A 23,896-nucleotide genomic window follows, 5' to 3' on the forward strand; every position below is an offset into this window, starting at 1 on the left:
TTCCTGGCGAAATGCTTGGCCATCGCCTCCCGGGTTCGTTATTGTCAGGAAAAAATATCACGCAATGTCGCGCCAAGCGGCGCGGGGCAGCATCAGGACAGGCAAGACCCGGCATGGCAGAAACGGCACCTATCGAGGAAGATATTCGCGACAAGATCCTCGCCGATCCCGACGTGATCTTGGAAGACCATGACGTGATGCGCGCACTGATCGCCGCGAACGAGCGCATGATGGGATCGAACATCGTCGATCTGCGCGGCATCGCGATGGAGCGGCTCGAGGCGCGGCTCGACCGGCTGGAAGACACGCACCGTTCGGTGATCGCGGCGGCCTATGAAAACCTTGCCGGCACCAATCAGGTGCATCGCGCGATCCTCAAGATGCTGGATCCCGCGAGTTTCGAGGATTTCCTGAAGGGCCTGGGGTCCGAGGTGGCCGATACCCTGCGAGTCGATTGCGTGCGGCTGGTGCTGGAATCGGTGCAAAGCGAGGACGACCCGGCGCTGCGGCGGCTGGGCGATGTGCTGTGCGTGGCCGAACCCGGTTTCGTCGACACCTACATGACCGCCGGGCGCAACGTGCCGGTGCGCCCCGTGACGCTGCGCCAGACGCTGCCCGATTCCGATGCGATCTATGGCGAGGCCGCGGCCTGGGTGCGTTCCGAGGCGCTGATGCGGCTGGATCTGGGCTCCGGCCGCCTGCCCGGCATGCTGGTGATGGGCGCCGAGGACCCGCATCATTTCAAACCCGCGCAGGGCACCGATCTGCTGGCCTTCTTCGCGGGAGTGTTCGAGCGCTCGATGCGGCGCTGGCTGTCGTGAGCCTGGCGATCTCGCCGGCGCTGCGCGACGCGCTGGAGGGATGGCTAGCGCATCTGCGCGCGCTCGACGGGGCGGCAGAGAACACGGCCGAGGCGTACCGCACGGATGTGGTGGGCTTCCTGGGCTTTCTAGGCCGGCATCAGGGCGGCAGCGGCGGCCTGGCTTCGCTGCGCGGCCTGACCCCATCCGACCTGCGCGCCTGGATGGCGCATGAGCGCGGGCGCGGCATCGCCTCGCGCTCGTTGGCGCGCGAATTGTCTGCGGTGAAAAGCTTTCTGCGCTGGCTGTCCGATCGCGAAGGCTTCGACGCCACCGCCGTGCTGTCGGCCCGGGCGCCGGCCTTCCAGCGCAAGCTGCCCCGCCCGCTGGCCGAGGACGCGGCGCGGGCGGTGATCGGCCAGGTCGAAGCCCAGGCCCACGACGATTGGCAGGGCGCGCGGGATGCGGCGGTGGTGACGCTGCTGTACGGCTGCGGCCTGCGGATTTCCGAGGCGCTGGCGCTGACCGGCGCGGCCCATCCACTGCCCGACACTCTGCGCGTCACCGGCAAGGGGGGCAAGGAGCGCCTGGTGCCGGTGCTGCCCGCGGCGCGCGCGGCGGTGGCGCGCTATGTCGCGCTCTGCCCCGCCCCGCCGGCGCCACAAGGGCCGCTGTTCCTGGGCGCGCGCGGCGGGCCGCTTGGCCGCCGCCAGGTCGCCAAGGTGATGGAACAGGCGCGCCTGGCCCTGGGCCTGCCCGCCAGCGCCACGCCGCATGCGCTGCGCCATTCCTTCGCCACCCATCTGCTTTCCGCCGGGGGCGATCTGCGCGCAATCCAGGAATTGCTGGGCCACGCTTCGCTGTCCACCACCCAGGCTTACACGGCGGTCGATACCGCCCGGCTGATGGAAGTCTATGCCCGTGCCCATCCCCGCGCGTGACGAAGCGGGGCATGACGGAACAGCCCCCGTGAAAGCGGCCCGGGGGACGGGCGGAACCGGGTGCCGCCCGTCCCGACCCCGGCGGCCGGGGGCGCGGTTGCAAGTGGTACGATTCTTCTGCATGACGGGACCATGAACGCGCAGCAAAAAGCCTTTCTCGTCCACCTGCTCACCGGCACCGGCGCGGTGCTGTCGATGCTGGCCATGCTGGCCGCGGTCGAGGGCAAATGGGCGCTGATGTTCCTGTGGCTGGTGTTCGCCTTCGTGGTCGATGGGGTCGATGGGCCGCTGGCGCGGCGCTATCGCGTCAAGCAGAACGCGCCGCAGATCGACGGGGTGCTGCTGGATCTGATCATCGATTATCTGACCTATGTCTTCATCCCGGCCTACGCGCTGTTCAAATCGGGGCTGCTGCCGGGCTGGTCCGGATGGCTGGCGATCATCGTCATCACCTATGCCAGCGTGATCTATTTTGCAGATACCAGGATGAAAACAAAGGATAATTCCTTTGCGGGCTTTCCCGGTTGCTGGAACATGTTCGCCATCGTGATCTTCGCGCTTCAACCATCTTCATGGGTCACGCTGGGGCTGGTGGTGGTACTGGCGGGGGCGATGTTCACGCCGCTGAAATTCATTCATCCCGTGCGCACCGAACGCTGGCGCCAGCTGTCGTTGCCGGTGGCGCTGGCCTGGACGGGCTTCGCCGGCTGGTGCGCGGCGGCGAATTTCGAAGCCGGGCCGATCTCTCACGCGGGGCTGACGATCACCAGCCTTTACCTGGTCTTCGCGGGCATCGCCCAGCAGATCTTCCCCGCCCGGGGCTGACCGTCGGCGCCTTAGCCGACCGTCACCTCGATCATCGCCGGACCCGTCGTGGCGCGTGCGCGCGCCAGGGCCGCAGTCAAAGCGGCCGGATCGGCGGCAATGCGCTGATGCGGCAGGCCGCAGGCCCGGGCGAGATCGGCGAAATCGGGGGGCGTGGGATCGCAGCCCAGAACCTCGGCCCCCGCCGCCGCCATCGCCTGTGCGATCTCGCCATAGCCGCGATTGTTCCAGATCAGGAAGATGATCCCCAGTTCCTCATCGCGCGCGGTCATCAACTCGGCCAGGCTGAATTGCAGCCCGCCGTCGCCGGCAAGGCAGACGACGGGGACATCCGGCGCCGCCAGCGCCGCGCCGATCGCCGCGGGCGCGCCATAGCCCAGCGCGCCGTAGCCGGTGGCCGCGTTGAACCAGCCGCCGGGGCGGTCGTGATCGTAGTACAGGTTGCCGGCATAGACCGGTTGCGTGCTGTCGCCCACCACGATCGCCCCAGGCAGGGCGGCGCGCAGCGCATCAAGCAGCCCGACCATGGCGCGATAGCCGGGCCCGATCTCGTCCCAGGCCGCGCGGCGCGCGGCGGCGGCGCGGCCGGCGCCGTCGCGGTCGCGCGGTGCCAGTTCCTGCGCCAACCCCCGCGCCAGCCCCTGCAGCAGGGCGCCCGCGTCGCCGCGCAGTGCTTCTGCCGCCGGGTGGCGGGCCAGTTGATCGGCATCGGCGTCGATGCGGATCATCCCCGACAGGTCCGGCAATCCGCCTCGGCCATACATGTCATAATCGGTCGGCCCCAGTTCGGTACCCACCGCCAGCACCTGATCCGCCGCCGCGATCAACCCGCGCACCGCGTCGAGCGAGGGGCTGGCCGGCACCCCCAGCGGATGATCGTGCAGCAAGCCGCGCGCATTCGCCGTCATCACCACCGGGGCGTCCAGCGCCTCGGCCAGCGCGCGCAGCGCGGGTCCGGCCCGCTTCGCCCCACCACCGGCCAGGATCACCGGCCGCGCCGCGCGGGCCAGGCGCGCGCGGGCCCGCGACAGATCCGGCAGCGACGCCTCGGGCGCCGGGGCGGGCCCGGGCTGCGGCCCGGCCTCTGCCGGCAGCACATCGATCGGCACCTGCAGATGCACCGGCCCGCCGCGCCCCGCCATCGCGGCAAAGCAGCGATCGAGCGCCGGCGCCAGATCGGCGCCCAGCGCCACCTCTTCGGCATGCAGCGCGACCGAGGCCATGGTCGCCAGTTGATCGGGCAATTCGTGCAGATGCCCCAGCCCCCTGCCCTGCGCGGCGCGCGGGTTCACCCCCGAGATCACCAGGATCGGCACCGAATCGGCACGCGCCTGCGCCATCGGCGTCAGCGCGTTCGTGGCCCCCGGCCCGGTGATCACGAAGGCCACCCCCGGCCGCCCCGCGACCCGCGCGAAGCCGTCCGCGGCAAAGCCCGCCGCCTGTTCGTGACGCACGGTCACATGGCGCAGACCCGACCCGGGCAACGCGCGATAAAGCTCGACCGTGTGCACGCCGGGGATGCCGAAGACCGCCGTCACCCCCCGTGCCTTCAGCCCCTCGACCAGGGCCTGACCCATTGCCGCCATCAACGAACCTCCTGCGATTTCATGCCTTCGCGGCCGTTATTCAAACGGATAGCTGCCCAATTATGCGCTTGCGCTCCAAACTGGCACGATGATTTATTCGCCCGCACCCAATCACGGAGAAGACGCTGCATGACGGCTGCCACGGCCCAAAGCGCCCCGCAAGAGAGAAACGGCAATGACCGGTCCGAGGCGATCCGCGTCGAGAACCTGCACAAGACCTTCGGCGAATTGGAAGTGCTGAAGGGCGTTTCGCTGACCGCGCATGAAGGCGATGTGGTGGCGATCATCGGCGGCTCGGGCTCGGGCAAGTCGACGATGCTGCGCTGTATCAATTTCCTCGAAACCCCGACCTCGGGCCGCATCGTGATCGGCGGCGAGGAGGTCGCGATGCGCCCCGACGGAAGCCCCGCCTCGCGCCGTCAGATCGAACATATCCGGCAGCGGCTGGGGATGGTGTTCCAGTCCTTCAACCTGTGGTCGCACAAGACGGTGATGGAAAACCTGATCGAGGTGCCCGTCCATGTGCTGAAGGTGCCCAAGGAGGAGGCGATCGAGCGCGCCCGGACACTGCTGGCGCGGGTCGGGCTTTCCGACAAGGCCGATGTCTACCCCGCCTTCATGTCGGGCGGCCAGCAGCAGCGCGCCGCCATCGCACGCGCCCTGGCGATCGAGCCGCGCGCGATGCTGTTCGACGAACCCACCAGCGCGCTCGACCCCGAATTGGTGGGCGAGGTGTTGAACGTCATCCGCGACCTCGCCAAGGAAGGCCGCACGATGTTGCTGGTGACGCATGAGATGAAATTCGCCCGCGAGGTGTCGGATCATGTGATCTACCTCTACAACGGGCGTATCGAGTCCGGTCTGAACAAATCCTACGGCATTGATTTTGTGTGATTATGGCGACCTTTTGGTCGCTTATGCCTGCAAGGTTTCATATGATTTCTTTGGAAACCTTGCAGATTTGGAAGCCGCGATGAAACACCGTCCGCGCCCCGAGGAACAAGACGATCTCCTGCGCCCCCGCCTGGTCGACATGATCGACATGCGCCACGAACTGGCGAAGCTTGCGGAGCTGATCGACTGGGAGTTCTTTGAGAGCGAATGGGCCGGGTTCTTCCCTTCGTCCAAGGGCCGCCCGGCGACGTCGCCGCGGCTGGTGGCGGGTCTGATGTATCTGCAGCACGCCTATCGGCTCTCCGACGAGGCCGTGGTCGCACGCTGGGTGGAGAACCCATACTTCCAACACTTCACCGGTGAGACATTCTTTCAGCACCGCCCGCCGATCGATCCCTCGTCGCTTGTGCGGTGGCGCAAGCGGATCGGCGAGGACGGGGTGGAGTGGCTGCTGACCAAGACGATCGAGGCCGGGCGCAAATCAGGCGCGGTCGATGAGGGGAGCCTGTCGCGGGTCGCGGTCGACACCACCGTCATGGAGAAGACCATCGCGCATCCGACGGACTCCCGGCTCTACGAGAAGGCCCGGCGCCAGCTGGTTGCCCTGGCCGCGGAGGCCGGGATCGAGCTGCGGCAGAGCTACAATCGGCTCGCGCCCCGGCTGGCCATGCAGGTGGGCCGCTACGCCCATGCCCGGCAGTTCCGGCGCATGCGCAAGGCGCTGCGAAAGCTCAAGGGTTACACGGGTCGTGTCATGCGCGACCTGCGCCGCCACCTCGACGAGATCCCGGATGGCGCCTTGCGCGATCGCGTTCTCGAAGCTCTCTGGCTGGTTAGCCGACTCCTGCACCAGGGGCCGAAGAGCCAAGGCAAGATCTACGCCCTGCATGAGCCGGAGGTGGACTGCATCTCAAAGGGCAAGGCGCGGGTGCGCTATGAGTTCGGCACCAAGGTCAGCATCGCCACGACCCTGACAGGGGGCTTCGTGGTCGGCACGCGCAGTTACCCGGGCAACCCGTACGACGGCCACACCCTCGGTGAGTCGCTCGAGCAGGTCGAGACCCTCACAGACCGGAAGATCTCCTTGGCTGTCGTTGACCGCGGTTACCGCGGGCACGGGGTGGAGACGACGAAGGTGCTGATCAGCGGAACCCGAAAGGGCATCACGCCCGCGCTGGCGAAACTGCTCAAGCGCCGCAGCGCCATTGAGCCCGAGATCGGCCACATGAAATCTGACGGGCGTCTCGCCCGCTGTCCGCTGAAGGGCACCATCGGCGACGCGATCTTCGCCGTGCTCTGCGGCTGCGGCCACAACATCCGCAAGATCCTCGCCCACCTCCGAGCCATAATCACCGCGATTTTGACCGCCGTTCTGGCTGCGCTCGGCGACGGAAACCAGCGGCCCTACGCTGAACTCGGCGCCTGAAACCTTTGTTCATAGTCGACTATCGAGGAACAGGGACCGCCCGACCAGCTGTTCGGCGATCCCCGATCGGAACGGCTGCAGCAGTTCCTCAGAACGGTGGGCTGGTAAGGCCCGCCGCAACAACAGCGAAAAACCGAACGACCAACGGAGAGTGAAGATCATGAAACTCAAGACCCTCATCATCGCGGGTGTCGCCGCGCTTGGCCTCGTGGGCACGGCCCAGGCCAAGGTCATCAAGGTCGGCGTCGCGTCCGAACCCTACCCGCCGTTCTCGACGATGGACGCCTCGGGCCATTGGCAGGGCTGGGAAATCGACCTGATGCACGCGATCTGCAAGGATCAGAAACTGGATTGCAAGATCACCACCGTCGCCTGGGACGGCATCATCCCGGCGCTGACCTCGGGCCAGATCGACGTGATCATGTCGTCGATGTCGATCACCAAGAAGCGTGAGAAGGTCATCGCCTTCTCGAACAAGTACTATGAGACCCCGGCCGCCGTCGCCGCCCCCAAGGGCGCCAAGTTCAAGGCCACGCCGGCCAGCATGAAGGGCCTGACCATCGGCGTCGAGGTCGGCTCGACCAACCAGGCCTATGCGAAGAAGTTCTTCTCGAAGACCGCGACGCTGAAGACCTACCAGACCCAGGACCAGGCCAACCAGGACCTCGCCGCCGGCCGCATCGACGCGACCATCGCCGACGAGATGGCGCTGGACGGTTTCCTGAAGACCAAGCAGGGCAAGGCCTGCTGCGAACTGGTCGGCGCGCTGCCCTATGACAGCGAGACGCTGGGTTCGGGCATCGGCGCGGGCTTCCGCAAATCCGACACCGCGCTGCGCGAGAAGTTCAACAAGGGGATCGCCGACGTGCGCGCCAACGGCGAGTATCAGAAGATCACCAAGAAGTACTTCACCTTCGACATCTACGGCGGCAAGTAAGGCCTGAGGGATGAACTGGCTGTTCGGGCTGTTCGAGCCGGGTCACGCGCTGGGCCTTCTGGCGATGTCCCCCCCCGGTTGGGGGGGGGCTTTGCTGACGGGCCTGTCGCATACGCTGGAAATCGCCATCGGATCCTACATCCTGGGCACCGCCATCGGTGTGCTCGGGGCGTTCGGCAAGCTGTATGGCGGGCCGATCATCAAGGATCTGCTGGCGATCTACACCACCGCGATCCGGGCGATCCCCGAACTGATCGAGATCTTGCTTCTGTACTATCTGGTCCCCGATATCGTGAACCGTTTCCTGCTAAGCATGGGCCGGCCGCGCATCGACCTGCCGCCGATCCTGGTGGGTACGCTGGTGCTGGGCTTCGTGCTGGGCGCCTATATGACCGAGGTGCTGCGCGGCGCCATCCTTGCCGTGCCGCATGGCCAGGTCGAGGCCGCCCGCGCCTATGGCATGACGCCGCTGCAGATCGCGCGCCGGGTGACGCTGCCGCAGATGCTGGCCTATGCGCTGCCCGGCATGGCCAACCTGTGGCTGAACCTGACCAAGGACACCGCCCTGCTGGCGGTGATCGGCTTCAACGAGTTGACCGAAACCGCATTGCAGGCCGGTGGCACCACCAAGGCCTTCATGCTGTTCTTCACCGCCGCGGGGATCCTCTATCTGATCATCTCGGCGCTGTCGGGCCGGCTTTTCGCACTGGCCGAACGCCGGGCGCGGCGCGGCCAGCCCAATATTCGCGGAGGCGGGATATGAGGGCGCTGATCAAGCCGATGCTGCTGCCGCGCCGGCTGTTCCTGCTGGCCGTGGGCATCGCCATCGTGGCCTGGGCGATCCTGACCCTGGATTGGAGCTGGCTGCCCACCTATGTCGCGAACGGGCTGCTGCTGGAAGGGCTTTGGACCACGACCTACATGCTGGTGCTCAGCTGGGCCATGGGCCTTTTCCTGGCGATCTGGCTGGGCCTCGCCCAGGCCGCGGGGCCCTGGTATGTGGCGCTGCCGGCCAAGGGCTTTTGCTCGATGATCCGCGGCACACCGCTGCTGTTGCAGCTGTGGTTCCTGTACTACGGGCTCGGCTCTCTGTTTCCGCAGTTCCCGTGGATCCGCGAATCCTGGGCCTGGGCCTATCTGCGCGAAGCCTGGCCCTACGGGCTGCTGGCCCTGACCATGAGCTTCGCGGGCTATGAGGGCGAAGTCATGCGCGGCGCGCTGCTGGGCGTGCCCAAGGGCCAGTTGGAGGCCGCGCGCGCCTATGGCATGCCGCGCCTCACCATCCTGCGCCGGATCTGGCTGCCGCAGGCGATCCGCCGGGTGCTGCCCACCCTGGGCGGCGAGACCGTGCTGCAACTGAAATCGACGCCGCTGATCGCCACGATCACGGTGCTCGACCTCTATCAGGTCAGCCTGCAGATCCGACAGGATACCTTCATCATCTACGAGCCGCTGTTGCTGCTCGCGGTGCTATACATGTTCTATACCGGATTGATCGTGCTGGCCTTCCGCTTCATCGAGCGCCAGGTGCCCGCGAAACTCGGCTGAAGCCGCGGGCCGGGCCGGCCGCTCCGGCCCGCGCCAAATTCCTTCTCAAGGAATTTGCGAAAACGCTTGCCAAGCGTTTTTCCGCGCCCGGCTCAGGCCGAATGCGCCCCGGCGGCCAGCGCGCCGGCGAAGGCCGCCACCTCGGTCGGGGTCTTGCCGGCGGCGATCTCCTTCACGATCGCGGATCCTACGACGCAGCCGTCGGCCACGCCCGCGATCTCGCGCGCGGTTTCGGGGGTGTTGATGCCAAAGCCCACCACCACCGGCAGATCGGTCGCGGCCTTGATCCGCGCCACTTCCGGCCCGACCTGCGCCGCCTGCGCCGCCGCCGCCCCGGTTATGCCGGTGATCGAGACGTAATAGACGAAGCCAGAGGTGTTCTGCAGCACCTTGGGCAGGCGCGCGTCATCGGTCGTGGGCGTTGCCAGGCGGATGAAGTTGATGCCCGCGTCGCGCGCGGGGATGCACAGCTCGTCGTCCTCTTCGGGCGGCAGGTCGACGATGATCAGCCCGTCGATCCCGGCCGCCTTGGCGTCGGTCAGGAAGCGCGCGACACCGCGCGAATAGATCGGGTTGTAATAGCCCATCATCACGATCGGGGTGGTATCGTCGCCACGCCGGAACTCGGCCACCATGTCCAGCGTCTTCTGCAGCGTCTGACCGCCTTCCAGCGCGCGCTGCCCGGCCAGCTGGATCGTCGGGCCGTCGGCCATCGGATCGGTGAAGGGCATGCCCAGTTCGATGACATCGACCCCCTGCCCCGGCAGCGCCTTCATCACCGCAAGCGAGGTCTCCATGTCCGGATCGCCCGCCATGATGTAGGATACGAACGCCTTCTTGCCCGCGGCCTTGAGTTGCGCGAATTTGGTATCGATGCGGGTCATGCTGGCGTCTCCTCGGCGATGTCCGATCCGATGTGCCCGAGGGCCGCGGGAAAATCAATGTGTTCCGATGCGTTGATCCACCGCATCACCGGGTTTCATTTTCCTTCCGCCCACGGGGCGCTAGCTTCCTGGCAATGCCGGACATACGGGGGACTGGGGATGTTGCAGCGTATCTGTGCCTTTTCCAATGATGGCGCCGGGGGCAATCCCGCCGGCGTCTGGCTTGGGGCACAGTTGCCACCGGAGGCCCAGATGCAGTCGATCGCCGCCGAGGTAGGCTATTCCGAAACCGCCTTCGCCGCCAAACAGGCGGATGGCTACCGGGTGCGCTATTTCGCCCCACAGGGAGAGGTTCCGTTCTGTGGCCACGCGACGATCGCGCTTGGCGCGGCGCTTGCCCAGTCCGAAGGGCCGGCCCGCTTTACCCTGCGCCTCAACACGGGCGAAATTTCGGTCGAAGGACGCCGCGAGGGGGCCGGCTGGGGCGCCGAGCTTACCTCGCCCCCCACCCGGCATGGCCCGGTCGACGCCGCCGAGGCCGAGGCGGCGCTGGCGCTGTTCGGCCTCGAACCCGGGGATATCGACGCGCGCCTTGGCCTTGCGCGCATCAACGGCGGGGCGGATCACCTGCTGATCCCGCTCGGCCATGCCAGGCTGCTGCATGAGGCGCGCTACGCGTTCGACCGCGGCGCGCGTTTCATGCAGGCGGCCGGGCTGGTGACGGTCGCACTTGTCTGGCAGGAGGCGCCGGGGCGCTTTCACGCCCGCAACGCCTTCGCCGGACATGGCGTCTACGAGGATCCGGCCACCGGCGCCGCCGCGGCTGCGCTGACGGGGTGGCTGCGCGACACCGGCCGGCACCAGGGGCCCGTCCACATCCGCCAGGGGGAAGACATGGGCCAACCCAGCCTCATCCACGCCCAGGCCACCGAAGGCGCGGGCAATCCGGTGCGCGTCTGGGGCGCGACCCGGACGCTGCCCTGACCCGGCCCCGCCCCCGCCCTGACCCCCGCTGTACCTTGCGCGGGCGCACTGCCTTGCCTAAAAGCCCCGTGAAACCGGGTTCAAGGAGATGCGGATGGGCTTTCGCATGGGTATTGTCGGTCTGCCGAATGTCGGCAAGTCGACCCTTTTCAACGCGCTGACGCGGACCGCCGCCGCGCAGGCCGCGAACTTTCCCTTCTGCACGATCGAACCCAACGTGGGCGAGGTTGCGGTACCCGATGCCCGCCTCGACAAGCTGGCCGCGATCGCGGGTTCAAAGCAGATCATCCCCACGCGGATCACCTTCGTCGATATCGCGGGGCTGGTGAAGGGCGCCTCCAAGGGCGAGGGCCTGGGCAACCAGTTCCTGGCCAATATCCGCGAGGTCGATGCCATCGCCCATGTGCTGCGCTGTTTTGAGGACGGCGATGTCACCCATGTCGAGGGCCGGGTCGACCCGATCGCCGATGCCGAGACGATCGAGACCGAGTTGATGCTGGCCGATCTGGACTCGATCGAGCGTCGCCTGCAGGGCCTGTCGCGCAAGCTGCGCGGTGGCGACAAGGAGGCGGTGGTACAGGACAAGCTGCTGCGCCTGGCGCAGGCCGCGCTGGAAGATGGCCGCCCCGCCCGCACCGTCACCGTGCCCGAGGACGAGGCCCGCGCCTGGAGCCAGCTTCAGCTTTTGACCGCCAAGCCCGTGCTTTATGTCTGCAATGTCGAGGAAAGCGCCGCCGCCACCGGCAACGCGCAATCCGAGCGGGTGGCGAAGATGGCTGCCGAACAGGGCGCGGGCACGGTGGTGATTTCGGCCCGGATCGAGGAGGAGATCAGCCAACTCGACCCCGAGGAAGCGGCGATGTTCCTTGAGGAGATGGGCCTTGAGGAGGCCGGTCTCGACCGTCTGATCCGCGCGGGCTACGACCTTCTGGGCCTGCAGACCTATTTTACGGTGGGCCCGAAGGAGGCGCGCGCCTGGACTATCCGCCGTGGCACGCTGGCACCGCGGGCCGCGGCGGTGATTCACGGTGATTTCGAGCGCGGCTTCATCCGGGCCGAGACGGTGGGCTATGCGGACTATGTCGCCCACGGCGGCGAGGCCGGCGCGAAGGAGGCGGGCAAGTTCCGTGTCGAGGGCAAGGGTTACGAGGTGAAGGACGGGGACGTGCTACATTTCCTGTTCAACGCCTGAACCGGTGAATTCCCCCCTTGCCCCCTCTGGTCAGTGCCATTAAACGGGTCGGCGGAGACGTGGCCGAGTGGTCGAAGGCACACCCCTGCTAAGGGTGCAGGCGGGAAACCGTCTCGAGGGTTCGAATCCCTTCGTCTCCGCCACTTGCCCTTGCGAAAGAGTTCTCCCGATCCGGCTGCGGCCGGATTTTTCCGTTATATTCAAAGGTTATGCGGGGTGGGCTGTTCACCGTCCTACGCGCTCGGATGCCCGGAGGCGTGCTCTCGGGGCCGAAATTCTCCGGACCTGTTGCCTGCGCAATTTTGGTGAATTTCCGTAAGATATTGATAATAAGAAGATAATTGCGCCTTACGAATTGATCGTTTCGCAGTTCCATTTCCAGTGCAGGCGGCCCTGAAATCCAAACCCATTTCATGGATGTGCGCAGCGGGGGGGGGGGGAGGCGAGTTCACAGCAATGTTCGTCCGGGCTTGGCCACGCCGCTTCTTCTGCTAGGATGTTGGGCCACAGAACCCGCACCGGTTTGTAGTCCGGGCTTGGCCACGCCGCTTCTTCTGCTAGGATGGACATAAAGCACCGGTCGCTTGTTGTCTTCGTCCGGGCTTGGCCACGCCGCTTCTTCTGCTAGGATGACGGCAGGGAGTGCCATCGTAGACGCCCTGTCCGGGCTTGGCCACGCCGCTTCTTCTGCTAGGATCGCCACTTCCGGCGATGGCGCCATGGATCTGTCCGGGCTTGGCCACGCCGCTTCTTCTGCTAGGATAGGGAGGTATCACCACAGCCGCTGAGGTCAGTCCGGGCTTGGCCACGCCGCTTCTTCTGCTAGGATGCTTGGGGTGGTTGGCCGCTCAGCCTGGCTGTCCGGGCTTGGCCACGCCGCTTCTTCTGCTAGGATGGCCGTGCAGGTCGCGACTTCGGGCACCATGTCCGGGCTTGGCCACGCCGCTTCTTCTGCTAGGATCGGTGTCGGCCGCGCGCTCGCCCGGGTCGAGTCCGGGCTTGGCCACGCCGCTTCTTCTGCTAGGATCATGCGCTCAAAGACGCGGCAGCTGCCGTCGTCCGGGCTTGGCCACGCCGCTTCTTCTGCTAGGATAGAATAGCCGATGGCTACCACGATCACGCCGTCCGGGCTTGGCCACGCCGCTTCTTCTGCTAGGATTGGCACGACCGGCGGCGCTTATAGCGGTACGTCCGGGCTTGGCCACGCCGCTTCTTCTGCTAGGATAAACAGTTTGCGAAGGCGATTTCGCAGCTTGTCCGGGCTTGGCCACGCCGCTTCTTCTGCTAGGATTTCGCGCTTCTGCGATTGGGCCAGCGTGACGTCCGGGCTTGGCCACGCCGCTTCTTCTGCTAGGATGCAGGGTATCGACTGGGGTAGTTTGCGCCCGTCCGGGCTTGGCCACGCCGCTTCTTCTGCTAGGATCGGATACTGTATCAATGGCGAGTATATGCTGTCCGGGCTTGGCCACGCCGCTTCTTCTGCTAGGATGATGTTTGAGGCGCGTCGCTGCAAGTGACGGTCCGGGCTTGGCCACGCCGCTTCTTCTGCTAGGATCCTGAAAAACTGGACACCGCCGGCCATTCCCGTCCGGGCTTGGCCACGCCGCTTCTTCTGCTAGGATGATCGCCAAGCGCATCGGCAAGGAAAGCTAGTCCGGGCTTGGCCACGCCGCTTCTTCTGCTAGGATTCGGGGCGCGGCCACCGCGTCGGGATTTATGTCCGGGCTTGGCCACGCCGCTTCTTCTGCTAGGATCGATATTGACGAAGCCCTCGCGCCCTATGGGTCCGGGCTTGGCCACGCCGCTTCTTCTGCTAGGATCCCCGTGACCCGGCTGATGACGACGAAACAGTCCGGGCTTGGCCACGCCGCTTCTTCTGCTAGGATAGACCATTCACGACATCCACTCCTCAACCAGTCCGGGCTTGGCCACGCCGCTTCTTCTGCTAGGATATCACTGAACATGTCCCTGATGCTGATCGAGTCCGGGCTTGGCCACGCCGCTTCTTCTGCTAGGATTGACCAGATAGTCGACCGACCGGATGGTCAGTCCGGGCTTGGCCACGCCGCTTCTTCTGCTAGGATGATCATGATCGACATGATCCCGAAGGTCTAGTCCGGGCTTGGCCACGCCGCTTCTTCTGCTAGGATACAGGCGTCCCGTTTGAGCGCTCCATCCTAGTCCGGGCTTGGCCACGCCGCTTCTTCTGCTAGGATCTACCCCGCGCAACCTCTTGTTGCGCGGGGCTTTTTCTTGGCTGAGCCGCAGAAAAAACGCTCCTTGCCTGCTCAAAACAGCACGAGTTGAGCCGGTTTTTCTGCAGGGGCCTTCGATCTACGCTTGCCGTGGAAAACCTGACTGAGGGCATATTGCTTGTCCGTGAAGAACAGCACCTGCACATGGCCGGGGTCCGGGACGACGTCGCCAACATGTCTTGCATAGCTCTCGGCCTTTTCCTTGCTCCACGCGTGCCGAAGATAGACCGAAAACTGAACCATTTCAAAGCCAAGGTCCAACAGATCGTTGCGAAACCGCGTGGCCCGCTTGCGTTCGGCGCTGGTCAGCACCGGCAGATCGAAAAGCACCCATACCCACATGATTCTGTATCCTGAAAGCTGTTTGAAGCCATTTTCATTCATCGTCGTGGACTTCAGAGGCGATGGGGATTGGCCGGTCCGGGAAGATGAGGCGCAGTTTGCCGTTTTCACACGACTGGGCGAGACTTTGCGCAAGGCGCACAAGAACCTGAGAAAGCGGGCTTGCGCCTTGTGACGTCGGGAAATCGGCCGCAAGGCTGGCCACCAGTGCACCGCGCGCCTCGGCGACCTCGGTGATGCCCTCCGCGCAAAGGCGACGGACGATCAGGTCGACGGTGGGGCGGAAAGGCTCCATCAGATCATCGGCCAGCGCCAGCGCATCGCCGCCTGAGCGATGATGGACGGACAAGGACGGATGCAGCCCCGCGGCCACGATCGCGCGGCCAGTCGCTGCTCTCAGAACGGCATAGCCATAGTTCAGCAGGGCATTCGCGCCCGAGGTGTCGCGGTCACGCCGAAATGCCTTGTCCATCATCAAAGGCCAATAGGCCTGCGCAGCTTGGGCCTCGCGATTGTCAGGGTCGCCGGAGCGCACGGCTGTTGCCAGTCGTCGCAATCGCTCGGAGGGCTCGTTCACGCGCTCGAGCGCCTCCGCCTGTGCGGTGATCTTGTGGCGGACCAGAGTGGCCCAGGCCTGCTTGCGAAACGGCAATGACGCATCAGCCTGTGCCCTGATCCGATGCGCCTGCTGGAAATGCCCGTTGAGCGGCAACATTACCGCCACCGGGGTGAAGTCCTGGCCCAGCACCATGACTGGCACCTGCCGTGCCGCAAGTTCGGCAAGCGCTGTGTTCGACCAGACCATTCCGGGACTGGCCACCAGCACCGCCTCCACATCATCAAACGCGATGCGCCCGGCCTCGCCGTCGCTTGTATCTACCGCCAGGAACCCGCGGCGCTTGTGCACCGAAAGCCCGGGCTTCGTCAGTTCCAGTATCCGTCCAACCATGAGAGCCTCCTTTAGGGAATGCGCCCGAGCGGTTGGCCTGCCTGTTAGCCCATTTTCTAAACTGTCCCATGCGGGATCGTGTGAACCCGCCCCAATTCGTCGATCCGCACGCGCCGGGCGCGGCGGAGCTTCAGTTTGCTGATCGTGGCAAGATCCCAGCGGAAGGGATCGTTTGGCTCGTTGTGCCGTTCGTCAAACTTGCCTGCGTCGTTTATGCCGACGAGCCGCATTCTGTTGGCGCTCGGTTCCAAGCGTACGATCCTCTTGATCTGGTTGCTTCCTTCCACGACACACTTGTTTCTGTCGTCCCAATCGAACACTTGAATGGTGTCATTCTTGTGGACGCGCATGATGAAACGTGCGCTGGGGTGCGCGACGTTCCAGGGCTCGGCCCCACCCGAGTTTGCCGCCCAGATGTCTGTGGCGTGCTGAAACCATGTGCCGTCAGGCGCTTCTAGGATGTCGAGCCAGGAGATTTCACCGGGCACCAGCCATTTGTAGGGCTTGCCATCACGGTCATGAACGGGGCGAACGCCAGCTTCGGGCTTCAGGATACGCAGTTTGCGGTGGCCGGTTTCCTGAACCCATTTCGCCAGCGCCTCGGGCAGGCGCTTCTTGCGCTCTGCCTCCGGCAAGGATTTGTCGCGGGCTAAACTGGTGGCATCCTGCAGACTGAGGCGCATCTTGACGTCGCGCACCTGTCCGATTTCCTTTTCGGTCAAGCCGGTTATGGGTTTGCGCACAACGACATTGCCGATGGTGCGCTCGGCCTGGTTCTCTGGCACATCCCGCACAAGACCAAAGACTGTATCCTCATGCAGCCTGCCGCTGGTCTGCGATGGATCGGTTGGGTCGATGCTGCCGTGTTGCGCACGATGGCTGACGTTGACCTTTTCGACGGCAGCCAGCACGGCGTCGCGGAAACCTTCGAAGGGTTCTGGCGGCGCGGGTAACACGCGGTCCAGCCGCTCCACCCCCAGGTTCCGCGCATGGGTCTGCAACACCTGCACCATCCGCCGGTCGATCACGCCCACCACGGCGGCGTCGATCGCATGGTGGCGGTGATCGTCGCGTGACTTACGGTTGTGATCGCCCAGGTTCAGACCCCAGCGGTGCCGCAACATCGCGGTCATGCGACCGGGCAGGACCCAGACATGGCTGCGTCGCTTGCCCTCGGCATCGGTTTTCGGGAACAGCGCCTCGGTATAGGCGCGGACAACTCGGGCCAGATAGCCGGTGGCGTTCAACTGGCGATCCTCGAAACCGCGCGTCTCTTCCCATTTTTCCATGGCACCGGGCAGAAACCGCCAGGCCTTGTTGGCGGGCAGGTGTTTCGTGCGCCCGATGATGGCAGCCAGATCGAAGAAGTCTGGCTGCCGGTCGGCCGCTGCAGCCGGCGACAGCTTGCCCTTGCGGCGGTTGGCATCGCGGAAACACAGGCTCTTGTTGGCTGGACTGTCGTCGAAGGTTTGCTCGAAGGGCAGGATATGATCGATCTCGATCTCGTCGGAATGCAGCTGATGCAGCGCGATGGGGCGACCGGTGTAGGGACAGAGCCGATCTGCCGGGCCTCTGCCAATCTCCTCCCATAGGCGCATCCTCAAGAACCGGTCGCCGATCCGCGCGCCTTCCACCAGCAGCCCCGCTTTCTGAAGCTCGGCACGCCAGCGATCATTGCGTTTTTCGTTGTCGCGGATGGTTTTCTCGATCTTGTTCAGTTCCTCGGCTGACTTGGCCATGTCTCGCGTGGCCTCGATGACGACCTGCGCAGGCTTACCGTATTCTGCGATCAGCGCATTCATCACGCGCCGGAACTGGCCCAAGGCGATGTGCACGGTCGGGTTGGTGATCCGGCCATAGCGCAGCAGGTCCGTGTCTTTCGGATCGCTGGTTCCGTTGCCGATCATGCGCTGTAGAACGGGCAGCCGGTTGTAGGGCGGCAGGGTATCGACGCCTTCTTCGGCCTGAAAATCGGAGTGGTCCAGCCCCGCCCCGCCAAGCAAAGGCGCGCGCCGGACGGCTTCGTCATAGGGAATGACGTCGCAGCGCAGTTTTTCGACAATCGCCTGCGTCGCTGTCTTGCAGAAACGCAGGTGACCGTCCGGCAGTGGGATCTTCTCGACCCTTTCCGCCACCTCGCGAGAAAGCCCGAGCCTTTCCATAAGCCAGCAGATGAGCTCTTCCGGGTCTGCGACCTCCGATATCTGCCACAGGATTTCCTCTTGCGTGGCGCTGTCGAGGGTCGGCCAGAGCGTCGCCAGCGGTCCGGGTTTCTTCGTATCGCCCAGCAGTCGTGCCGCCACGTCATTCCGTGCAAGCTCCTTCAGGCCGCCCTTTTCGAGGTTGAACTCGGCCTGTGACGGCAGCTTCAGGGTCTTTTTCAGGCCCGACCATGACAGTTTTGTTCCAGCCATCAACGTACGCGCGACAAGATCCCGCGCGGTGATGTCCAGTGGCTGTTCGCCTTGATCGTCGACGATGCGCAAATGGTTGAGCTGTGACAGGATCAGAAACTCCTGTGCGGCCGGGTGCCAGCGCGGCAGCCGGTCCTGATCGGGGAAGAATGTGCATTTCCCCGGACGGACGGGGCGCAGGGGGCGCTGAAAGAAGATGGTGTCGCGCAGCCGCTCGTGCATCGCTTCGGTCAGGGACGGGTGGAAGCCCGCTTGGATGGCCCAGATGTGATCGAACTCGGCCTCCAGAAGAGCGCGTGTCGGGTAGAATTCGTAGGACAGCTTTGCGCCGTCGCCTGCCGGGCGTATGCGCGTTCCTTCACCTCGGACGAGGCGCGCGTGCAGAAAGGCGCCGTATGTCGGGTGCCCGTCTGCCCTCAGTCGCTCTAGAAGGGCGGCCGAGGCGATCGCGATCTTGCCCTTTTCATCCGCATCCTTGTCGGCGCGGCGGTTGCTCTTGAAACCGCGATGTTTCGACATGTGCCAGAGTGCCCGGCCAAGTTGTTCCAGAGCCACCTGTTCGCGCGCGGCCCGAGCCCGTGCTTCGATGGGATTTGCGGCAAAGACCGCGCTGCGGGCATCTGCATCTGATGGCAGCAGGCCAAACCCGATCAGGTCATCGAGCAGCCGCTTCCTTCGTCCCAGGCTTCGATCCTGCCTCCGCCTTGCGCCGCGCGGCATTCTGCGGCCAGCGGCATTCGACTCCTTCGACTGTGGATCCCGACCGTTTGGGAAGATCCTCACCCCTGTCCTTTCAATGGAAGCGGGCCGCGTGTCATTGGTCAAGCGATAGACGGCCCAGCCAAGGGAGTTGGTTCCGAGGTCGAAAGCGAAACGATACATAGGCCCTCCGAAATGCTTGCCAAGCCAGCATATTCCGGGATACCCTAAAATTCCTAGCAGAAGAAGCGGCGTGGTCTTTCCCGCGATAAGGTTAAAACCACACCATTGGGGCAGGCTGCGGCCTGCCCCATCTGTTTCAGACCGATTGCCTGGATGTCTGCGCTTTCCAATCCAGCGGAAACGGCTCCATCAAATTCGCCAGCGTCACGTCCGGCCCCTGTGTTCCGTCCACGATTGCCTCGACTATGTCCGGTGCCAGCAGCGTCAGACGTAGGACGCGCGTCATGTAGGACGGCGCGATCCCCTCGCGTTCAGTCAGTTCGGCGATGGTGGCAAACTCCCCGGAATCCACCATGCGCTTCCACCGGTATGCGCGTGCAAGCGCCTTGACCAGCGTATTGTCGTTCCGGCGCGACTGCGCGACTCCCTCCGGCAGTTGCATTTCCTTGCGGCCGCCGCGCTTCACGACACCGAATGGGACGTGGAGCGTCACCGTCTCGGGGATCGGCGCCCCGCGGGTCATGCGGCCGCACCCATATCGCCGGCCAGCATCTCGCGCGCGAGGCCGGCGAGACCGTCAACGCGCAGCCGGACATTCAGGCCGTCCGCGCCGATGTCTACGCGTTCGACCAGCAGCGCCACGATGCGCGCCTGCTCGGCGGGGAAAAGTTTGTCCCACAGCGGTTCGAGCTGCTGCAACGCCGCGCGGGCGTCGGCCTCGGTGATGTCGTCGGCATGGGCGCGGGCGGCCTTCCACGTCCCTGCGACGATCTCTGGCTGGCGGAATACGGCGCGAAGCTGGTCGATCACTGCGGCCTCGATCTCGCCCGCTGGCACGCGGCCGATGGGGCAGGATCCAGCACCATGCTTCAGCACGGTCTGACTGACATAGTAGCGGTAGAGACGATCCCCCTTCCGGGTATGCGTCGGTGAGAACGCGGCGCCATCTGGGCCGAACAGTAGCCCCTTCAGCAGCGCGGGCGTGTCGGCGCGTGTGCGGGCGGCGCGCTTCCGGGGGCTCTCCTGCAGGATGGCGTGAACCTTGTCCCACATCTCGCGCTCGATGATCGCGTCATGCTCACCGGGATAGCTGTCGCCCTTGTGGACCGCCTCGCCAATGTAGGCGCGGTTGTTCAGCATCCGATAGATGAACTTCTTGTCGATGCGGTGGCCGCGGCGGGTCGTGACGCCGCGCGCGGCCAGTTCCCGCGCCAGCACGGTGCCCGAGCCGATCTCGATGAAGCGGGCGAAGACCCAGCGGACATGTGCGGCATCGCCGGGGTTTTCCACCAACTTGCGGTCCTTGACCACATAGCCCAACGGCGGGACGCCGCCCATCCACATGCCCTTGCGGCGGGAGGCGGCGATCTTGTCGCGAATGCGTTCGCCGGTCACTTCGCGCTCGAACTGGGCGAAGCTGAGCAGAATGTTCAGCGTCAGCCGTCCCATGGACGTGGTGGTGTTGAAGGACTGGGTTACCGAGACGAAGGTCACCCCGTTCCGGTCAAACACCTCGACAAGTTTGGAAAAATCCATCAGCGAGCGCGACAGGCGGTCGATCTTGTAGACCACCACCACGTCGACGAGCCCGTCTTCGATGTCGGCCAGCAGCCGTTTCAGGCCGGGGCGTTCCAGCGTGCCGCCAGAAACCCCACCGTCGTCATACTGGTCGCGCACCAGCACCCAGCCCTCGGAGCGTTGGCTGGCGATGTAGGCCTCGCAGGCCTCCCGCTGGGCGTGGAGGCTGTTGAACTCCTGCTCCAGCCCTTCTTCCGAGGATTTTCGGGTATAGACGGCGCAGCGCAGCTTGCGGAGCACCTTCGATTTTTCCGGTGGCTTCGTCATGTCCGCCCCCTGTGGTTTTTCAGCCCGAAGAACACCCAGCCGTTCCAGCGCGTGCCGGTGATGGCCCGGGCGATCGCGGACAGCGACTTGTACGGCCGCCCCTGCCATTCGAACCCGTTCTGCAAGACGGTCACGACCTGCTCGACGCCTTGATACTCGCGGAGCAGCCTTGTCCCGGCGATCGGCATCATGTCGGCGCGGATGCGGCTCTTCTTCCGGTCGCCGCCGTCCAGGTCTTCGCCCAGCCGTTCGAGCCGCCGGATCGTCTCGGGCTTCAGCCCGCCATAGGCCAGTTCCTGGATACGATAGGCTAGGCGGCTTTCCAGATATCGCCGGTTGAACGGCGGTGGCGCGCTGTCGAAGAGCTCGCGCCACTGCTGCTTCAGGTCGGGCGTCGGGGTCGTCTTCAACGCGGCCAGGCGCGCGGGGATCGGGTCGGTCATGCAACTCTCCGTTTTGGGGTGGTTGCATGACCGCTCTGGTCGGGCGGAAAGTGAAGCGAAGTTTCTCCATCCACAGCAGATACTTCTGCCGCGTCTCTCATCTTCAATCGGCACAGGCCACGGGCGAGAATGGCGCAAAGCTCGGCGCGGCGTTCGAGCGGCTTCATAAGGGCTGCAGGATAGGGGTTCACGCCTCGGGCTCCCCGGTCATCCGGACAGAAATGCCCTGCCAACGTCGTGCACCGGGGCTGCGGGCCGGACGAAACCCTCGCTGCCGCATCGCTTCGCCTAGCGACTTCTGTGAACCTCTGGGAATGCCGTTCCGGTCGGCGAAGCTGGACCAACTGCCGAAGAGATCAGCCGCGGTGGCTCGTTGGGAGGGGCCAGTGATGCACTGCTCTGCAATCCACTGCCCGAAGAGATCCTCGTCCGCAAAATACTCTTCTACTGCTTCCAGAATCGTGGCCGGCGGCGCGAGTCCGATCCGCTGCCATTCGGTACAGCCCTTGAGCATCCAGCCGAGAATGCCGTCGCGTTCTGCGGTGAGAGCGTCTTCGATGGATGCGTCACGTCCTTGATCCGTGAACGTCACGGTGAAGGGCACGAGGTGCAGCCGCCGCCGCATCGCTTCGCCGACACCGTTCAATCGTGGGCGATGGTTTCCTGAGATGATCAGCTTGAACGAGGGGGCGAATTCGAAGAAGTCGCGGTGCATGAACCGCGCCTTGATCGGATCGCCACCGGTGATCGTCTTGATGCGGGTCTCGGCCCAGGCGCGTCCTTCTTCGGTCTCCGTGACAGTCACCAGGCGTGCGCCGCGCAGTCCTGCGAGGTCAGTTGGATGCCGTTCTCCTGAGGCCGCCATGAAGGTGTCGAGTGGCGCTGTGGTGGCATAGCTGCCCATGACGGCCAACAGCGTCTTCAGGAGTACGGATTTGCCGTTGCCGCCAGCGCCATGCAGGAAGAAGAACACCTGTTCCCGCATTGCCCCTGTCAGGCAATAACCGCTCAGCCGCGCCAGATAGGCGGCAAGTTCGTGGTCGCCACCGGTGATCTCGTCGATGAACCTCTCCCAGCGCGGGCAGCTGGAACCCGGGGATGCGATTGTGATCTGGGTGAGCATCCGCGCCGGATCGTGGGGAAGCACTTCCCCCGTCGCGAGGTCCACGATTCCATCGGGCGTATTGAGAAGCATCGGTGCCTGGTCCCAGGCGTCGCTGCTGGTGGCCGTCTGGGGATCCGTTGCGGCGATGCGGAGCACTGCGGCGATGGTCTTATCGGAGGCGATGCGGCGCGCCTCAGAGGGTTTGTCGTGGCCCACTACAGCGGCCCGGCAAACCTGCCGAACCGCTTCGCGAACCGCGCCAAGCTCGTCTTTCGCCCAGTACGTACCGTCCCAATACATCCAGGTGCCCCAAATCGCGACGTGGCGCCAGACTTGCCCGACGGTCGCAACGAAGCTGGCGGCAAGAGCATCCTCGCTCAGCTCAGGTATCGGCAGAACAAGGGCGTTCTTGGCCAGAGCGGCGGGGATTGGCCCGGTGCTCCTTGTGTCGCGCTGGAGGAGAGCGTCGAATTCCTGGCGGAGACGGTCGTCGGGCCAAGGCGGCGCAATCACGGCGGCATTGTGGTTCTGGACGGCGTCCCAGGCCTCGTCGAGAGTTATCTGCCCCGATCGCGCCTGCCGGATCCAGTGCCCGATGACCCTCGAGAGCGCGTCAAAACGCGTGGTCCCGTCGGAACCCCCTTCCCGGATCACGCGAGTCATCAATTGGCGTGCCGTTGGGCCCGGCTTTGCCGTGGGTGTCGATGCGGGGATTATCGCCTGCCCGGGGAGAACCGGCATTCTTGCCACCGCCTCCGCAAACTCGTCGAGGTCGTACTTTTGTGCAGAGCGGCCGACGATGCGCACGATCGCGCGGCGGCCCTGTTTGCCATGGATCGAGCCGGGCACGCGGATTGGCTGATGGGCGCTGCCGAAGGAGGGATCACCTCCGGCCTTCAGAGCAAGGACTTTGCGCAACCGACAGATGCGGCCAATGTCGTCACCCCGACCAGCTTCGGTCAGGCACCAGTAGATGTGAAGCTTGTCGGCGCCGTCGCTGGTCTTGCCGCCGGACGCAACCTCGAGCGTTGCCACGCCAAGATGCTCCACCAGATGGGCGCGCTTGGCCTCAATGTCGCCTTCGTCCAGATCGACGAGAATGACCGCCATCTCGCAAACTTCGCGCGCCTTTGCACTGCCTGGCTGAGCCACCGTCCCAGGCACGATGAAGATGCCGCGTCCCTCGCGCGCCGCGCGTTCGGCCTCAAGCACGATTGTGCCCGCCAGGTACTGGCCGACCGGAGGATACTTGCTCCAAGGCTTGCCAGCCTGCGTACCTTTCTCGGTCAGCAGGCGGACCGGAACGAAGCCATGAGTGTCGCCAAAGACGAGGTCGAGGAAGTCGGCGATCGCAGTTGCATCGGGAGAAAATTGGTCGGGATGTGGGGGCGTGCGAGAAGCGTTCATGCTGGTTCTCCCCCAATCCGGCGGGACGCATCCTCGAAGGCGATGATGTCGTTGGAGCGGTAGAAGACACTGCCGCCGATCTGCAGGTAGGCAGGGCCGGTGCCCGCCCGACGCCACCTTTGCAAGGTACGGACGGATTTGTTCCAGCGTTTTGCGACGATGTGTTCGGGTAAAATCGGGCCGTCCCGATGTCCCGCACCCTCCTGGTCACATTGATGTTGCATGCCTGATCTCCTG

At 65.0% G+C, this 23,896-nt stretch carries 20 protein-coding genes, 1 tRNA gene and 1 CRISPR repeat array; of the genes, 11 read left to right on the plus strand and 10 right to left on the minus strand.

Annotated features, from left to right (window positions below):
• The first annotated feature begins 113 nt into the window (after nucleotides 1-113).
• The 3 genes from BLV97_RS07045 (at nucleotide 114) to BLV97_RS07055 (ending at nucleotide 2,566) form a co-directional block, all read left to right on the plus strand.
• A complete protein-coding gene (locus tag BLV97_RS07045; protein WP_035843853.1) occupies nucleotides 114-821 on the plus strand; it encodes a DUF484 family protein in 708 nt (235 codons plus the stop codon).
• Nucleotides 818-1,741, plus strand: a complete 924-nt coding sequence (locus tag BLV97_RS07050; protein ID WP_035843850.1) for a tyrosine recombinase XerC — start codon at nucleotides 818-820, stop codon at nucleotides 1,739-1,741. Before BLV97_RS07045 ends, BLV97_RS07050 begins: the two co-directional genes overlap by 4 nt.
• 132 nt (nucleotides 1,742-1,873) lie before the next feature.
• Nucleotides 1,874-2,566, plus strand: coding sequence for a CDP-alcohol phosphatidyltransferase family protein (locus BLV97_RS07055; RefSeq protein WP_035843848.1), 693 nt, complete (start codon nucleotides 1,874-1,876; stop codon nucleotides 2,564-2,566).
• An 11-nt stretch (nucleotides 2,567-2,577) separates the two neighbouring features.
• On the opposite strand, the gene BLV97_RS07060 is transcribed toward BLV97_RS07055, so the two are convergent.
• Entirely contained in the window at nucleotides 2,578-4,152 is a 1,575-nt protein-coding gene (locus tag BLV97_RS07060; protein WP_035843847.1) for a 5-guanidino-2-oxopentanoate decarboxylase, read from the minus strand.
• Between the two features lie 129 nt (nucleotides 4,153-4,281).
• On the opposite strand from BLV97_RS07060, the gene BLV97_RS07065 reads away from it, so the two are divergent.
• The 5 genes from BLV97_RS07065 (at nucleotide 4,282) to BLV97_RS07085 (ending at nucleotide 8,957) form a co-directional block, all read left to right on the plus strand.
• On the plus strand, nucleotides 4,282-5,046 hold the full coding sequence (locus tag BLV97_RS07065) for an ATP-binding cassette domain-containing protein (RefSeq protein WP_051646130.1): 765 nt from the start codon (nucleotides 4,282-4,284) through the stop codon (nucleotides 5,044-5,046).
• Nucleotides 5,047-5,125: 79 nt separating this feature from the next.
• Nucleotides 5,126-6,472, plus strand: a complete 1,347-nt coding sequence (locus BLV97_RS07070) for an IS5 family transposase (protein ID WP_092164001.1) — start codon at nucleotides 5,126-5,128, stop codon at nucleotides 6,470-6,472.
• Between the two features lie 160 nt (nucleotides 6,473-6,632).
• Entirely contained in the window at nucleotides 6,633-7,409 is a 777-nt protein-coding gene (locus BLV97_RS07075; RefSeq protein ID WP_035843845.1) for a transporter substrate-binding domain-containing protein, read from the plus strand.
• A gap of 10 nt (nucleotides 7,410-7,419) precedes the next feature.
• On the plus strand, nucleotides 7,420-8,172 hold the full coding sequence (locus tag BLV97_RS07080; RefSeq protein ID WP_051646129.1) for an ABC transporter permease: 753 nt from the start codon (nucleotides 7,420-7,422) through the stop codon (nucleotides 8,170-8,172).
• Nucleotides 8,169-8,957 carry an ABC transporter permease gene (locus BLV97_RS07085; protein ID WP_035843844.1) on the plus strand — a complete coding sequence of 263 codons (789 nt, stop codon included), beginning with the start codon at nucleotides 8,169-8,171 and terminating at the stop codon, nucleotides 8,955-8,957. The genes BLV97_RS07080 and BLV97_RS07085 overlap by 4 nt, the downstream gene beginning before the upstream one ends.
• 92 nt (nucleotides 8,958-9,049) lie before the next feature.
• On the opposite strand, the gene trpA is transcribed toward BLV97_RS07085, so the two are convergent.
• Nucleotides 9,050-9,841, minus strand: coding sequence for a tryptophan synthase subunit alpha (gene trpA, locus BLV97_RS07090; RefSeq protein ID WP_035843842.1), 792 nt, complete (start codon nucleotides 9,839-9,841; stop codon nucleotides 9,050-9,052).
• A gap of 159 nt (nucleotides 9,842-10,000) precedes the next feature.
• Between trpA and BLV97_RS07095 the strand changes: the two genes are divergently transcribed.
• The 3 genes from BLV97_RS07095 to BLV97_RS07105 all read left to right on the plus strand — a co-directional run bounded on the left by BLV97_RS07095 (nucleotide 10,001) and on the right by BLV97_RS07105 (nucleotide 12,160).
• Nucleotides 10,001-10,825 (plus strand): PhzF family phenazine biosynthesis protein, encoded by an 825-nt coding sequence (locus BLV97_RS07095; RefSeq protein ID WP_035843840.1) that lies wholly within the window; start codon nucleotides 10,001-10,003, stop codon nucleotides 10,823-10,825.
• A gap of 94 nt (nucleotides 10,826-10,919) precedes the next feature.
• Nucleotides 10,920-12,017 carry a redox-regulated ATPase YchF gene (ychF, locus tag BLV97_RS07100; RefSeq protein ID WP_035843838.1) on the plus strand — a complete coding sequence of 366 codons (1,098 nt, stop codon included), beginning with the start codon at nucleotides 10,920-10,922 and terminating at the stop codon, nucleotides 12,015-12,017.
• A 53-nt stretch (nucleotides 12,018-12,070) separates the two neighbouring features.
• A tRNA-Ser gene (locus tag BLV97_RS07105) sits at nucleotides 12,071-12,160 on the plus strand.
• A 319-nt stretch (nucleotides 12,161-12,479) separates the two neighbouring features.
• A CRISPR array of direct repeats spans nucleotides 12,480-14,233; the repeat unit is 36 nt; unit sequence GTCCGGGCTTGGCCACGCCGCTTCTTCTGCTAGGAT.
• Between the two features lie 72 nt (nucleotides 14,234-14,305).
• Here BLV97_RS07105 and cas2 read toward each other — a convergent pair.
• The 8 genes from cas2 to BLV97_RS07145 form a co-directional block, all read right to left on the minus strand.
• Nucleotides 14,306-14,614 (minus strand): CRISPR-associated endonuclease Cas2, encoded by a 309-nt coding sequence (gene cas2 / locus BLV97_RS07110; RefSeq protein WP_210184771.1) that lies wholly within the window; start codon nucleotides 14,612-14,614, stop codon nucleotides 14,306-14,308.
• 34 nt (nucleotides 14,615-14,648) lie between these two features.
• Nucleotides 14,649-15,563, minus strand: coding sequence for a type II CRISPR-associated endonuclease Cas1 (gene cas1, locus BLV97_RS07115; RefSeq protein ID WP_035843795.1), 915 nt, complete (start codon nucleotides 15,561-15,563; stop codon nucleotides 14,649-14,651).
• Between the two features lie 56 nt (nucleotides 15,564-15,619).
• Entirely contained in the window at nucleotides 15,620-18,859 is a 3,240-nt protein-coding gene (gene cas9 / locus BLV97_RS07120; protein ID WP_081825100.1) for a type II CRISPR RNA-guided endonuclease Cas9, read from the minus strand.
• 136 nt (nucleotides 18,860-18,995) lie between these two features.
• Nucleotides 18,996-19,382, minus strand: a complete 387-nt coding sequence (locus BLV97_RS07125) for a hypothetical protein (protein ID WP_035843791.1) — start codon at nucleotides 19,380-19,382, stop codon at nucleotides 18,996-18,998.
• A complete protein-coding gene (locus tag BLV97_RS07130) occupies nucleotides 19,379-20,704 on the minus strand; it encodes a recombinase family protein (RefSeq protein WP_035843788.1) in 1,326 nt (441 codons plus the stop codon). Before BLV97_RS07130 ends, BLV97_RS07125 begins: the two co-directional genes overlap by 4 nt.
• On the minus strand, nucleotides 20,701-21,147 hold the full coding sequence (locus BLV97_RS07135; RefSeq protein WP_035843787.1) for a DUF2924 domain-containing protein: 447 nt from the start codon (nucleotides 21,145-21,147) through the stop codon (nucleotides 20,701-20,703). The genes BLV97_RS07130 and BLV97_RS07135 overlap by 4 nt, the downstream gene beginning before the upstream one ends.
• A 187-nt stretch (nucleotides 21,148-21,334) precedes the next feature.
• The gene (locus BLV97_RS07140) at nucleotides 21,335-23,659 is read right to left on the minus strand and encodes a phage/plasmid primase, P4 family (protein ID WP_051646127.1); all 2,325 of its coding nucleotides are present in this window, start codon (nucleotides 23,657-23,659) and stop codon (nucleotides 21,335-21,337) included.
• Nucleotides 23,656-23,883: a helix-turn-helix transcriptional regulator gene (locus BLV97_RS07145; RefSeq protein WP_051646126.1), complete on the minus strand. Its 228-nt coding sequence runs from the start codon at nucleotides 23,881-23,883 to the stop codon at nucleotides 23,656-23,658. Before BLV97_RS07145 ends, BLV97_RS07140 begins: the two co-directional genes overlap by 4 nt.
• Nucleotides 23,884-23,896: the final 13 nt, after the last annotated feature.

Origin of the sequence: Allgaiera indica, assembly GCF_900106675.1 — a bacterium.
Taxonomy (GTDB): Bacteria; Pseudomonadota; Alphaproteobacteria; order Rhodobacterales; family Rhodobacteraceae; genus Acidimangrovimonas; species Acidimangrovimonas indica.